Source organism: Roseovarius albus (assembly GCF_900172335.1).
GTDB classification, from domain to species: Bacteria; Pseudomonadota; Alphaproteobacteria; order Rhodobacterales; family Rhodobacteraceae; genus Roseovarius; species Roseovarius albus.
The window spans coordinates 76,993-90,036 of record NZ_FWFX01000009.1 but is presented as its reverse complement, the minus strand read 5'-3'; the positions used below and the strand labels follow the sequence as shown (position 1 = coordinate 90,036).

Here is a 13,044-nt window from a genome sequence, read left to right as displayed (position 1 = left end):
CCTGCGCTAGGTGCGTTTGAGGTGCAATTTATCGATAAGGTGAGATTTCGCAATAGTTACTATGCCGCAGTGAGCGGAAATTCGGGGCAAAGATCTAAATTTCTGAGCAATGAAGGCGGGGGCAGGTAAATTAGGCAAACAAAGCTTTGCTACGCGTCGTGACGTGATCGACAAACAAGCGCACTTTCGGATCTTGCAGTTTTTTGTGTGGATATAAGCAGCCAAAAACGGTGGGAACTGGGGGCGTCTGGGGCAAGACCTCGACCAATTGACCGCTGGTAAGATGCTCTTCAACGTCAAACCGGGGTTTATTAACGATGCCACGTCCGGCCAGTGCCCAGTCAGTGAGAACATCGCCATCGTCAGCGTCAAATTTGCCACGCACCTCAAGCTTCTCCGGGCCGGTGTGGGTTTGTAGGGTCCAAAAGTACTCTGGTGATCTGGGATACCGCAAAAGCAGGCAGTTGTGATTGTGGTCTATTAGATCATCGGGGGCCATTGGGGTGCCAAATTGTGACAGGTAGGCTGGCGAGGCGCAGAGGACCCGATCGCAATCGGTGATCTTGCGTAGCTTCATGTTGGAATCGGCAGGTTTGCCGATAAAAAACGCCACATCGATGCCATCGGCCAGAATATCAACTTTGCGATCCGAAAGACGCATCTGAATCTCGGTTTCTGGGTAGGCATCAACAAAATCAGGCACCAAAGGAGCAACGACCCGACGGCCCACGCCAAGCGGAGAGGTGACGCGAATCGCACCACGAGGCTGGCCTGAGAAGTTAGCGATTCTGGCTTCGGCGGTTTCGAGCGTGAGCAGTACGGTCTTTGCTTCTTCGTAAAAAACGGATCCGACGTCGGTTGGAGCAAGCGAGCGGGTCGTACGATTAAACAGACGGACACCGAGATATTTTTCCAGTTCTTTGAGGCGCTTGCTGGCCACAGCCGGGGTTAGCCGAAGATCACGCCCGCCGGAGGTGATATTGCCAAGCTCATAGACGCGGACAAAGACGCGCAAGCTCTCAATATACGACATGGCTCCCTCCCCGGCGGCGGTTTGCTGTCATATGTATCGCATTTTGCGTGGTTTATTTTCAACATTTTGTTGAAACTATTTCCTGTTTACCGCTCTTTGAGAATGCAATTAGTCACTCTACACTGCTTTATCACCAACGACTCAATGACCTTTTATTCTTTGGGAGCAGGCAAAATGGCACAGCGCAGTGACATCCGATTTGTTTTGAATGGCAAAGACGTTTCAGTCGGCAATGTTCGCGCAGATCAGACTCTGCTGGACTACATTCGTCTTGATCGCCGTTTGACCGGCACCAAGGAAGGCTGTGCAGAGGGGGACTGTGGCGCCTGCACCGTGCTGGTGGGGCGACTTGCTGAGGATGGTTTGAGCTATATCCCTGTCAACGCCTGTATTCGGTTTTTGGCCTCGGTTGACGGCTGCCATGTGGTGACAGTTGAACATCTTTCCGGCCCTGGTGGCCGCTTGCACCCCGTGCAGCAAGCCATGGTTGAGCACCACGGAACGCAGTGCGGGTTCTGCACGCCGGGGTTTGTGATGTCGCTCTATGCGTTGTGGATGGCTGTACCCGAGCCAACAGAGACGCAGGTGGAAACCGCGCTGCAGGGCAATCTGTGCCGTTGCACAGGATACGAGCCAATTATAAAGGCTGCGGTGGCGGTGAGCCAATATGGATCACCTACGGCGGATTATCTGAACACCGAACGTGATGCGATTACGGCGCGGCTGAAGGCGCTTCAGGGCGGTGTGCGGGTTGTGACCGGACCAGCGGACAATCTGTGCATCCTGCCCAGCGATGTGGATGACTTTGCCGAATGCCTGCTGGAGTACCCCGAGGCGACCATCGTGGCAGGAGCCACGGATGTGGGGCTGTGGGTCACGAAATTCTTGCGCAACATTGGACCGGCGATTTTTATCGGGCACCTGAACGGCTTGAAATCAGTCTCTAAACAAGGGGATTCCTTGGTGATTGGGGCGGGGGCCAGCTATACCGAATGCCAAGATCTTATGGCCGAGCATCTGCCGCATCTGGGGCCCTACTGGGACCGGATCGCAGGGTGGCAAGTACGCAATATGGGGACGATTGGTGGCAATATTGCCAACGGATCGCCCATCGGGGATACACCGCCGGTGCTGATCGCGCTGGGTGCCGAGATCACGCTGCGCCGGGGTGCGACGCGTCGCAATCTGCTATTGCAGGACTATTTCATTGATTACGGTAAGCAGGACCGACAACCCGGTGAGTTTGTCGAAAGCATCCATGTGCCATTGCCGCAGGCGGGGGACCTGAACGCCGCCTACAAGATTTCCAAGCGTCGGGATGAGGATATTTCCTCTGTCGCGGTAGGGATCAATGTGACAGTGATCGATGGTGTGATCACCGGTTGCCGCATTGCCTTTGGCGGTATGGCGGCCACGCCAAAACGCGCAATTCAGGCAGAACAGGCTCTTATTGGGCGGGTTTGGTCTCAACAAGTGTTCGAAGCAGCAGCAGCGGCCTTGAGCGGGGATTTTGCACCGTTGACCGATTGGCGCGCCTCGTCAGATTACCGGATGCTATCTGCGCAGAACCTGCTGCGACGTTTCTATCTTGAGCATGACGCGGCTACGACGGCCCCCATTCAACTGGCTTCAGCGTAAGGAAAAGGCATATGAAACAGACGGTTTCGATCTCGGGCGCTGCGCATACTGACCGTATTCATGATAGTGCCATCAAGCACGTGACAGGGGAGGCGGATTACACCGATGACATTCCCCTGCCAGCTGGAGCACTTCATGCGTATCTTGGAGTGTCGGATGTCGCCCACGCGACACTAAAAGGCATTGACTTGTCGGAGGTGCTGAAAGCCCCCGGCGTGGTTGGTGTGCTCACCGCGGACGATGTGCCTGGAATCAATGATATCAGCCCCACCGGCCTGCATGACGAGCCGGTGTTTCCCACCGACGCGATCCAGTTTCACGGCCAGCCTCTCTTTGCAGTTGTGGCCGAAACCCGTGAAGCGGCGCGTCGGGCGGCTGAGTTGGCGAAGGTGAACTATGAGGTTCTGCCGCACGCATTAGACCCTGTTTCAGCGCAAAACGCTGGATATCCGCATGTAACGGCACCACTGAAGCTGGAGCGTGGAGATGTTGAGCCTGCATTGGATGCAGCCACTAACCGGATCAAAGGCCGGATGGAGGTTGGTGGTCAGGACCACATGTATCTGGAGGGGCATATCGCGGCGGCGATCCCCGGCGAAGACGACGATATCGTCGTGCATTGCTCGACCCAGCACCCGTCAGAGGCGCAGCATATGGTGGCCCATGTGATGGGCGTGCCCTCGAATGCGGTTGTGGTGAATGTACGTCGGATGGGCGGTGGGTTTGGTGGTAAGGAAAGCCAGATGAACCTGTTTTGCGCCGTGGCGGCGATGGCGGCGAAGAAATGGAATCGCGCAGTTAAAATCCGCCCGGATCGTGATCAAGATATGACTGCCACTGGTAAGCGGCATGATTTTGTCATCGATTATGATGTGGCGTTTGATGATGCGGGCCGGATTCAGGCGGTGGACGGAATATTCGCCGCGCGCTGCGGGTTTTCGGCAGATCTGTCAGGGCCGGTAACGGACCGGGCGTTGTTTCACGCAGACAATGCCTATTTCTACCCGAATGTGCGCCTGAACAGCCGCCCGATGAAGACAAATACAGTCTCTAACACGGCCTTTCGCGGCTTTGGCGGCCCGCAAGGGGTGATTGCGGCGGAGCGGATCATTGAAGAAATCGCTTATGCCACCGGTCAAGACCCGCTGGATGTGCGTAAGGCGAATTTCTATGGCGGCAAAGGCCGCGATGTGACGCCTTATCATCAGGAGGTTGAGGATAATATTCTGGACCGTCTGGTGGAAGAGCTGGAAGAAACCTCCGCGTACCGCAAGCGCCGTGAAGAAATTATTGCCTATAACAAAACCTCGCCTGTGCTGAAGAAGGGTATCGCCCTGACACCGGTCAAATTCGGTATTTCCTTCACGGCAACCTGGTACAATCAGGCGGGGGCACTGGTGCATGTCTACAATGATGGGTCGATCCACCTGAACCATGGCGGGACCGAGATGGGTCAAGGTCTGAACACCAAGGTGGCACAGGTTGTAGCCGAAGCGTTTCAGGTAGATTTTGAACGAATCAAGATCACCAAAACAACAACCGAGAAAGTGCCGAATACGTCAGCTACGGCGGCCTCGTCCGGGACCGATCTCAACGGCATGGCGGCATTGAACGCGGTTGAACAAATCAAAGAGCGTCTGGTTGCCTTTGCTGCTGAGAAATGGGATATCGACGCGAACGACGTTGAATTTCTGCCCAATCAAGTACGCGTCGGCAACGAGGTTCTGCCTTTCGATACCTTCATCAAAGAGGCCTACATGGCACGGGTGCAGTTATCGGCTGCTGGATTTTACAAGACCCCGAAAATTCACTGGGATCGAACCAAAGGTCAGGGGCGCCCGTTCTATTACTTTGCGTATGGCGCGGCCTGTTCCGAGGTGACAATTGACACGCTGACAGGTGAATACCGGATCGAGCGTACGGATATCCTGCACGATGTGGGTCATTCATTGAACCCGGTTCTGGACAAGGGCCAGGTTGAAGGCGCGTTCATTCAGGGCATGGGTTGGCTGACAACAGAGGAACTGTGGTGGGACGATGCTGGGCGTCTGCGGACGCACGCGCCATCAACCTACAAGATCCCGCTGGCCTCGGACCGTCCACGCGAGTTCAATGTGAAACTGGCCGATTGGTCGGAGAACCGCGAGTTGACGATCAAACGCTCCAAAGCGGTGGGGGAGCCGCCGTTTATGTTGGGCATTTCAGTGTTCGAAGCATTGTCGATGGCGGTGGCTTCGGTCGCTGATTATCAGACCTGCCCACGTCTGGAGGCGCCTGCCACACCGGAGCGGGTGCTGATGGCCGTTTCGCGGTTGAAGGTGGAGGGCTAAGCCATGGTTGTCGTCGCAGATAAGCTTGCCGAGTTTCTTGAGGTCAACGGCCCGGTGATCCGGGTGGCTTTGACCCGCGTGCAGGGCTCGTCGCCGCGCAACGAGGGTACTGAGATGTTTGTCACCGAACGGGGCCTGTTTGGCACTATTGGGGGTGGACAGCTTGAGTATCTGGCGATTGAGCAAGCCCGAGAGATGCTGCGCAGTGGTGTGTTGAACAAAGAGATGGATGTGCCACTGGGCCCGGAGATTGGGCAGTGCTGCGGCGGCCGGGTTGAATTGTCACTGATCCGGATGCGTGGATCGGGCAAACGCGATTCCATTGCCCGCATGGCGGCGCAGGAGAAAACCCTGCCACATGTCTATGTCATGGGCGCGGGGCACGTGGGCCGGGCGTTGGCCAATCAGTTTCAACATTTGCCGGTGCATTGCATTCTGGTGGACACGCGAGCGGACGAAATTGCTCTGAACAGTGCGGATGTGGAAACCCGTGTCAGTGCGATCCCGGAAATAGACATCATGAGCGCGCCTGCGGGCAGCGCCTTTGTTGTGTTGACCCATGATCACGGGTTGGACTTTTTGTTAACTCAATGTGCATTGGAACGTGGGGATGCAACTTATGTTGGTATGATCGGTTCAGCCACCAAGCGGGTGAAGTTCCGCAATTGGATGCGCGATCAAAGTGAAGCACCCTCAATCGAACATTTGAATTGCCCCATCGGGGCAAGCGGTAGCCGCGACAAGCGGCCCAGCATCATCGCCGCCTTTGCGGTGGCCGAGGTGATGGCTGAATTGACCTCTGAAACTGCCGCGACTGCCCCGGAAGGGGCCATCGAAGCGCCCGAAGTGGGCAACCATCATGACCGGGAAGGGAGATTGGCCTGACAATGTCAGGGAAATCTTAGGTCATTCTAGAGGAGGAGACCGTCATGGACGGGAGGACTTACGACTACAAGCTGCTCAGTCGCGGCGATTCAAGCGCCTTTTGGGCGCTGTTTACCGATAACCTTGTGAACCTGCTGATCCTGTCCGGGGTCTGTCAGTTTGTGTTCCAGATGCCAGCCGACATCGTTTATGGCCGGATCGTGCCGGGCGCTGCGGTAGCGATTATTGCAGGGGTGGTGGTCTATACTTGCATGGCGAAATGGGCCGCCAAGAAGCAAGGCAAAGATGTAACCGCCTTGCCGTACGGCATTTCAACGCCGGTGATGTTTGTCTATCTGTTCGGCGTGATCGGTCCCATTTATTGGGCAACACAAGATCCGCTGCTGGCATGGCAGGTTGGCATTGGTGCGGGTTTCATGGGTGGCATCGTTGCGGCACTTGGTGCCCTCATTGGGCCGTACCTCAAGCGGATTACCCCACGTGCGGGCATGCTGGGAACACTCTGCGGTATCGCGTTGGTGTTCATTGGCTCGGTTCCTTTGGCTGAAATTTTTGAGCATCCGTTGATTGGCTTTACTTCGCTGCTGTTCATTCTGTGGGGGCTGATCGGTCGGTTCCGCCTGCCAGGCAATATCCCTGCGGGTCTGGTCGCCATTGGCGCTGGTACGGTGATTGCGATTATCCTTGGAGAATCCAAGTTTGACTTCTCAGGCGTCGGGTTTTACCCGCCTGTGCCTTACTTTGGCGACATGATCGCAGGCATTCAGTACCTGTTTGCCAATCCTGAGCTGTTTCTGGTTCTGATCCCGGTACAGATTTATAACTTCATCGAGACGATGAATAACGTGGAATCGGCCGAGGCCGCAGGCGATACGTACCCTGTCGGCCTTTGTCAGGTGACCGATGGCGCTGGAACCATGATCGGTGCGCTGTTTGGTTCGCCTTTCCCGACAACCGTCTATATCGGCCACCCTGCCTACAAACGTCTGGGTGCCCACGCAGGCTATACCATCGGTGTGGCGATTGTGATCGCGGCGGCGGCCTTCCTTGGTTTCCTGTCGTTCCTAGCAGGACTGATCCCGATTGCGGCGGCGGCACCTGTACTGGTATTCGTTGCGGTCAGCCTGATCACCAACACGGCTTGGGCAGTCAAGCCGATGCATATGGCGGCGGTGTCCTTTGCCGTACTGCCACACATCTCGGCCTTCTTGATGGTCAAGTGGGGCTCGTTGATGAATGCGTTGCGTAGCTCGGGCGTCGAAGGCTTGCCGTCTTTGGGTGATGAGGGTCTGACAGCAGCCTTGCTGATGGAGGGCGCGCATTATGAGGGGCATCTGGCGTTGAGCCAGGGGGCAATTATTACTGGCCTGATTTGGGGTGCGATTGTCGCTGATGTGATCGATGGCCGGTTCCGCATGGCGGGTGGTTTTGCCGTGGCTGCGGCGGTGATGTCCTCGGTCGGGATCATCCATTCCTACACCATGCAGGCACCACAGTTTGATGGCATCACGCTGGGCTATCTGATCGTGGGTGCGTTCCTCTACCTCTATCCTTTGGTCGCGCCGAAGGAAGATCTGGAGAACCGCATCATCGTGCCGGATGAGCCCGACTTGATGGACGATGCGCCTGCACCGCAACAGGCATAACGCAACACTTACGAGGGGCGGCGAATGGGTCGCCCTTCTTCCTCAGACAAAGAGAATTCCAATGACCCAGACCTTGCTGCGTGGCCGGTTTTTGACATTTCACCGAGAGCCAGAGAATGGTGATGATACCGGGGCTTATACCTATATCGAAGATGGCGGTGTGTTGATCCGCGATGGGTTGATTGAACGCGCAGGTGACTTTGCTGATGTCGCCGCACAGGCCCCCGATGCGCCAGTGGTAGACCACCGCCCGCACCTGATGATGGCCGGGTTTATTGATACGCATATCCACTTTCCACAGGTGCAGGTGATTGCTTCTTGGGGCTCACAGCTGCTGGATTGGTTGAACAATTACACCTTTCCGGAAGAGACCCGGTTTGCCAGTGAAGAACACAGCGCCCGGATGGCGGCGGCGTTTTATGATCAGTTGATCGATCATGGCACCACTACGGCGGTGGCCTATTGTTCGGTGCACAAAACCTCGGTTGAGGCGTTTTTTTGCGAGGCGTCACGCCGCAATATGCGGATGCTGGGCGGTAAGGTGCTGATGGATCGCAATGCGCCTGATGGCCTGCGTGATACGCCGCAGTCGGGGTATGATGAAACCAAAGCGCTGATCGGGGATTGGCACGGCAAGGGGCGCAATGGCTATGTCATCACGCCGCGATTTGCCATCACCTCAACCCCCGAACAGATGAAGATGGCGCAAGCGCTGGCGGCGGAGCATCCGGAATGTCACATCCAAACCCACCTGTCGGAAAACAAGGACGAGATCGCCTTCACACGCGAGCTTTATCCGAAGGCGCGCGATTATTTGGATGTGTATCAATCTAACGGATTGCTAAGCGACAAGACTCTGCTGGGGCATTCGATTCACCTTGAGCCGCGTGAGATTGAGGCGATGGCTGAAACCGGGGCCCATCCGGTGTTTTGCCCAACTTCGAATTTCTTCCTTGGCAGCGGGCTGTTCGATGATGCTGGGCTGCGGTCGCGCGGGATTGCCAATGGCATCGCCACCGATGTGGGAGCGGGCACAAGCTATTCCATGTTGCAGACCCTGAATGAGGGCTACAAGGTGCTGCAATTGCAGGGGCAGTCCCTGCATCCTCTGCAGGCCTTCCACTGGATCACGCGTGGCAACGCCTGCGTGCTGGGGCTGGAGGATCAGATCGGCACGCTGGATGCAGGCACCGAGGCGGATATCACCATCCTGAATGCGTGCAGCACCGATGCCATGGCCTTGCGGATGGAACGGGCGGAAACATTGGCCGAAGAGCTATTTATCCTGCAGATGATGGGTGATGACCGCGCGGTTGAGGAAGTTTACGTCAGTGGTGCACCTCAAAAACAGGCGAATCGGTCTGTAATTGCGAAGGTTCTAGACCCAGCCTAATGGCATCGCAGGGCGATTTGGGTTGCCTGCATTTTCAAAGGATTACGGAAACAGTCTTTGCCTGAAAACAACTGGCCCCCCGCCGCGCACCGGCGCATACTGGGGTCGAATGCTAAGTGAGTGGAATTTCATTTATGTCAGCGAAGTATTACGCGCCTAAAGGCGGGCATCCCGGGCAAGAGCAACTTTTGACCGACCGTGCGATTTTTACCGAGGCCTATGCTGTCATTCCTAAGGGAACAATGCGCGATATTGTGACCAGCTTTCTGCCATTTTGGGACAAGACACGGCTTTGGGTTCTTGCCCGTCCCCTGAGTGGCTTTGCTGAAACCTTTTCGCAATACATTATGGAAGTCGCCCCCGGTGGCGGATCAGACCGACCTGAGGGCGATCCAGATGCCGAGGGTGTCTTGTTTGTGGTTGAGGGCAGGGCAAGCCTGACCGTCAATGGTGCCACTTATGAGCTGACCGAAGGTGGGTACGCGTTTTTGCCACCCTCTTCAGAGTGGACGTTGCATAACACTACTGACGATATGCTGCGGTTTCATTGGATTCGCAAAGCCTATGAAGAGGTGCCGGGGCTGGATCATCCCGAGTTGATCATTGCAAATGAAAAAGACATCGCCCCCACAGTGATGCCAGAGACCGAAGGACGTTGGGCTACGACGCGGTTTGTTGATCCCACTGATCTGCGTCATGATATGCATGTCACCATCGTGACGTTTGAACCTGGTGGCGTCATCCCGTTTCTGGAAACCCATGTTATGGAACATGGTCTCTATGTGCTCGAGGGCAAAGCGGCTTATCGATTAAACAATGATTGGGTAGAGGTCGAAGCTGGCGATTACATGTGGCTGCGCGCGTTCTGCCCACAGGCTTGTTATGCCGGTGGCCCAGGTAAGTTCCGCTATCTGCTCTATAAGGACGTGAACCGCCATATGCCCCTGTGATCTAGGGGGATACTCGTCCACCAATGGCCAGAGAAAGTGCCTGAGCCGCCTCAACAACTGGGGCGCTCAGGCGATCAATGTCGTCACGGCTGACACGGCTAACTGGCCCCGAAATGGATATCCCGGCGATGGCCTCGCCGTGCACATCAAAGATCGGGGCAGCGATGCAACGCATGCCAAGATTTTTTTCTTCATCATCAATAGAATAGCCGCGCTGACGAATGCGGGTTAGATCCGCGCGTAACTGAGCGAGATCCGTGACGGTGTGATCGGTGAAGGCTTCCAGGTTTTGATTGGAAAGGGTGCGGGTCAAGCGGTCCTCATCCATTTCAGCTAACAACGCCTTCCCAATGCCCGAGGCATGCATCGGCGACAGCGATCCCGGCGGGAAAAACGCGCGGATATTCGCGTGGGTTTCGACCTGACTAAGGAAAAGCACCGCGCCCTCTTGTTCGACGCCCAAGTTTGCGGTTTCACCGGTCTCTTCCATCAGTTTGCGCATGATTGGACGGGCTCGGTCAACCAGGCTGGTGCGGCGCAAAAAACGCGCACCGATGACAAAGGCCTGTGGGCCGATATGCCAGATCTGTTCGGCGGGATCGAATTCCACCAATCCGCGCCCTTCAAGCGTGACAAGAATACGGTAGACGGTGGCGGCAGACTGTCCGGTGGCCTCGGCAAGCGCGCTGAGTGCCATACCTTGCGTTTCGCTGAGATATTCGAACACCTCCATCGCCCGATCCAGCGATTTGATCGTGTTTTGCGCAGTCTTATCGTCCCAATCGCGCGGGCGGCCACGAGCGCGTCTAGGGGTAGATACTGGATTATCTTGGGATTTCATAAAATGCCTCAGATTATTCGTGAAAATCAAATTCACAATATGAAAAATATAACTATCTGACAATAAATATATTTTCGTAAATACCAATTTTTGAAAAATGATTTCAAAAAAATTGAGAAGTGTAATACCCGACCCTACTCTTGGTTTAACACCCAAAGGAGACGGCCATGAGCTTTCAAAATCCAGTTTTCATTCCGGGGCCAACAAATATCCCCGAGTCCCTGCGCAAAGCCTGCGATATGCCGACAATCGACCACCGGTCACCGCTGTTCGGGCAGATTCTGCACCCGGCACGTGACGGCGTGCGCACGGTTCTGAAAAGCTCCTCGGCCGAGGTATTCATCTTTCCAGCGACCGGCACGGGCGGCTGGGAAACGGCGCTGACTAACTGCCTGAGCGCAGGTGATAAGATCCTGGCGGCGCGTAACGGCATGTTCTCACATCGTTGGATTGATATGTGCCAGCGTCATGGTCTGGACGTTCAGGTTGTTGAAACCGCTTGGGGGCAGGGCCTGCCTGCTGATCGCTACGAGGAAATTCTGACAGCCGACAAAGGCCACGAGATCAAGGCTGTTCTGGCCACGCACAATGAAACCGCCACTGGTGTGAAGTCCGATATCGCCGCTGTGCGTCGTGCATTGGATGCAGCGGGTCACCCGGCGCTGTTGTTTGTTGATGGCGTGTCTTCGATCGGCTCGATGGATTTCCGCTTTGACGAATGGGGCGTCGATGTTGCGGTGACCGGTTCGCAAAAGGGTTTCATGCTGCCGGCAGGCCTGGCCATTGTTGGCTTCAGCGCCAAGGCGATGGAGGCCACCAAGACGGGCACCCTGCCGCGCACCTTCTATGACGTGCATGACATGGCCAAAGGCTATGCGGCCAATGCTTATCCCTACACCCCAGCTGTTGGCCTGATGAATGGCCTGAATGAAGCCTGCACTATGCTGCTCAATGAAGGGCTAGAGAATGTTTTTGCCCGTCACACACGTATTGCCGAAGGCGTGCGCAAGGCTGTTGTCGCCTGGGGGTTGGAGCTTTGCGCCGTAAGCCCTGAGGTTTATTCGGACACGGTCAGCGCAATTCGCACGCCCGAGGGGTTCAATGCGACCGACATCGTGACTCATGCGGCCAATACTTACGGCGTCGCCTTTGGTGTTGGGTTGGGCGAGGTTGCGGGCAAAGTGTTCCGTATCGGCCACCTTGGCAGCCTGACCGATGTGATGACGCTGAGCGGCATTGCCACGGCTGAGATGTGCATGGCCGATCTGGGACTGGAAATCACTTTGGGCTCGGGCGTTGCAGCAGCGCAGGAGTATTACCGCGCCAATCCGGCGGCGGCGCTCAAGGCAGCGGCGTGATGAAGGATTGTGCGATGTATATCCCCACTTACGAGGACATGCTGGCGGCGCATGTACGGATTGCGCCGCATATCCGACGCACCCCAGTGCGCACGTCAGAGTATCTCAACGAGCTGACCGGGGCGGAGTTGTTTTTTAAATGCGAGAATTTTCAGGAACCGGGGGCCTTTAAGGTACGCGGTGCATCCAATGCGGTGTTTGGTCTGGACGAGGATCAAGCTGCCAAAGGTGTGGCGACGCATTCCTCTGGAAATCACGCCTCTTGTCTGTCTTATGCGGCAAAGCGGCGTGGCATTCCATGCAATGTTGTGATGCCGTATACCGCGCCACAGGCGAAAAAGGATACGGTGCGCCGCTATGGCGGTCAGATTACCGAATGTGAGCCGTCTACATCGTCGCGAGAGGAAACCTTTGCCAAGGTTCAGGCGGCAACGGGTGGTGATTTCATCCACCCCTACAACGATCACCGAGTTATCGCTGGCCAAGGTACCTGTGCGAAGGAATTCATCGAGCAGACCGACGGTCTTGATACGGTTATTGCCCCAATTGGCGGCGGTGGGATGATTTCTGGCACCTGCCTGACGCTGTCCAATCTGGCACCGGAGACACAAGTGATCGCGGCAGAGCCTGAACAGGCAGACGATGCCTATCGCAGCTTCAAGGCGGGCCACATCATTGCTGACGATGCGCCCAAGACCATCGCCGATGGTCTGCTGGTGCCGCTCAAGGATCTGACTTGGCATTTCGTCTCAGACCACGTGAGCGACATTCTGACGGTGTCAGAGGCGGAGATCATCGAGTCGATGAAGTTGTCGTGGAAGCACTTGAGGATCGTGATGGAGGCCAGTTCCTCTGTGTCGCTCGCTGCCATTCTAAAGAACAAGGACCGATTTGCAGGCAAGCGGGTCGGGATCATAATCACCGGCGGGAATGTCGACCTCGACACTCTGCCTTGGACGACGTGAAAGGA

The 13,044-nt window shown here is 56.0% G+C and carries 10 protein-coding genes; 8 read left to right on the top strand and 2 right to left on the bottom strand.

Annotated elements, in window-relative coordinates:
- Positions 1–130: 130 nt before the first annotated feature.
- Positions 131–1,033, bottom strand: coding sequence for a LysR family transcriptional regulator (locus ROA7450_RS14170; protein WP_085806511.1), 903 nt, complete (start codon positions 1,031–1,033; stop codon positions 131–133).
- A 174-nt stretch (positions 1,034–1,207) separates the two neighbouring features.
- Here ROA7450_RS14170 and xdhA point away from each other — a divergent pair, with 174 nt between their 5' ends.
- From xdhA to ROA7450_RS14140, 6 genes are all read left to right on the top strand, one after another.
- Complete coding sequence (gene xdhA / locus ROA7450_RS14165) at positions 1,208–2,671, top strand: xanthine dehydrogenase small subunit (RefSeq protein WP_085806510.1); 1,464 nt, start codon at positions 1,208–1,210, stop codon at positions 2,669–2,671.
- Positions 2,672–2,682: 11 nt separating this feature from the next.
- Positions 2,683–5,001: a xanthine dehydrogenase molybdopterin binding subunit gene (gene xdhB / locus ROA7450_RS14160; RefSeq protein ID WP_085806509.1), complete on the top strand. Its 2,319-nt coding sequence runs from the start codon at positions 2,683–2,685 to the stop codon at positions 4,999–5,001.
- A gap of 3 nt (positions 5,002–5,004) precedes the next feature.
- Positions 5,005–5,886, top strand: coding sequence for a xanthine dehydrogenase accessory protein XdhC (gene xdhC, locus ROA7450_RS14155; RefSeq protein WP_085806508.1), 882 nt, complete (start codon positions 5,005–5,007; stop codon positions 5,884–5,886).
- Positions 5,887–5,930: 44 nt separating this feature from the next.
- Positions 5,931–7,532: a xanthine/uracil/vitamin C permease gene (locus tag ROA7450_RS14150; RefSeq protein WP_085806507.1), complete on the top strand. Its 1,602-nt coding sequence runs from the start codon at positions 5,931–5,933 to the stop codon at positions 7,530–7,532.
- A gap of 61 nt (positions 7,533–7,593) precedes the next feature.
- Complete coding sequence (guaD, locus tag ROA7450_RS14145) at positions 7,594–8,925, top strand: guanine deaminase (protein WP_085806506.1); 1,332 nt, start codon at positions 7,594–7,596, stop codon at positions 8,923–8,925.
- 134 nt (positions 8,926–9,059) lie between these two features.
- Positions 9,060–9,875, top strand: a complete 816-nt coding sequence (locus tag ROA7450_RS14140) for a bifunctional allantoicase/(S)-ureidoglycine aminohydrolase (RefSeq protein WP_085806505.1) — start codon at positions 9,060–9,062, stop codon at positions 9,873–9,875.
- 1 nt (position 9,876) lies between these two features.
- Here the strand turns inward: ROA7450_RS14140 and bhcR are convergent, their stop codons facing one another.
- A complete protein-coding gene (gene bhcR / locus ROA7450_RS14135) occupies positions 9,877–10,716 on the bottom strand; it encodes an HTH-type transcriptional regulator BhcR (protein ID WP_085806504.1) in 840 nt (279 codons plus the stop codon).
- A gap of 167 nt (positions 10,717–10,883) precedes the next feature.
- Here bhcR and bhcA point away from each other — a divergent pair, with 167 nt between their 5' ends.
- Together bhcA and bhcB are read left to right on the top strand one after the other, a co-directional pair.
- Positions 10,884–12,074, top strand: coding sequence for an L-aspartate--glyoxylate aminotransferase BhcA (gene bhcA / locus ROA7450_RS14130; protein ID WP_085806503.1), 1,191 nt, complete (start codon positions 10,884–10,886; stop codon positions 12,072–12,074).
- A complete protein-coding gene (gene bhcB / locus ROA7450_RS14125) occupies positions 12,074–13,039 on the top strand; it encodes a beta-hydroxyaspartate dehydratase BhcB (protein ID WP_085806502.1) in 966 nt (321 codons plus the stop codon). Before bhcA ends, bhcB begins: the two co-directional genes overlap by 1 nt.
- Positions 13,040–13,044 lie beyond the last annotated feature (5 nt).

Excerpts from the sequence above, each read along its gene's own strand:
- ROA7450_RS14170 (WP_085806511.1), bottom strand. The coding sequence starts at position 1,033 with ATGTCGTATATTGAGAGCTTGCGCGTCTTTGTCCGCGTCTATGAGCTT.
- xdhA (WP_085806510.1), top strand. The coding sequence starts at position 1,208 with ATGGCACAGCGCAGTGACATCCGATTTGTTTTGAATGGCAAAGACGTT.
- xdhB (WP_085806509.1), top strand. The coding sequence starts at position 2,683 with ATGAAACAGACGGTTTCGATCTCGGGCGCTGCGCATACTGACCGTATT.
- xdhC (WP_085806508.1), top strand. The coding sequence starts at position 5,005 with ATGGTTGTCGTCGCAGATAAGCTTGCCGAGTTTCTTGAGGTCAACGGC.
- ROA7450_RS14150 (WP_085806507.1), top strand. The coding sequence starts at position 5,931 with ATGGACGGGAGGACTTACGACTACAAGCTGCTCAGTCGCGGCGATTCA.
- guaD (WP_085806506.1), top strand. The coding sequence starts at position 7,594 with ATGACCCAGACCTTGCTGCGTGGCCGGTTTTTGACATTTCACCGAGAG.
- ROA7450_RS14140 (WP_085806505.1), top strand. The coding sequence starts at position 9,060 with ATGTCAGCGAAGTATTACGCGCCTAAAGGCGGGCATCCCGGGCAAGAG.
- bhcR (WP_085806504.1), bottom strand. The coding sequence starts at position 10,716 with ATGAAATCCCAAGATAATCCAGTATCTACCCCTAGACGCGCTCGTGGC.
- bhcA (WP_085806503.1), top strand. The coding sequence starts at position 10,884 with ATGAGCTTTCAAAATCCAGTTTTCATTCCGGGGCCAACAAATATCCCC.
- bhcB (WP_085806502.1), top strand. The coding sequence starts at position 12,074 with ATGAAGGATTGTGCGATGTATATCCCCACTTACGAGGACATGCTGGCG.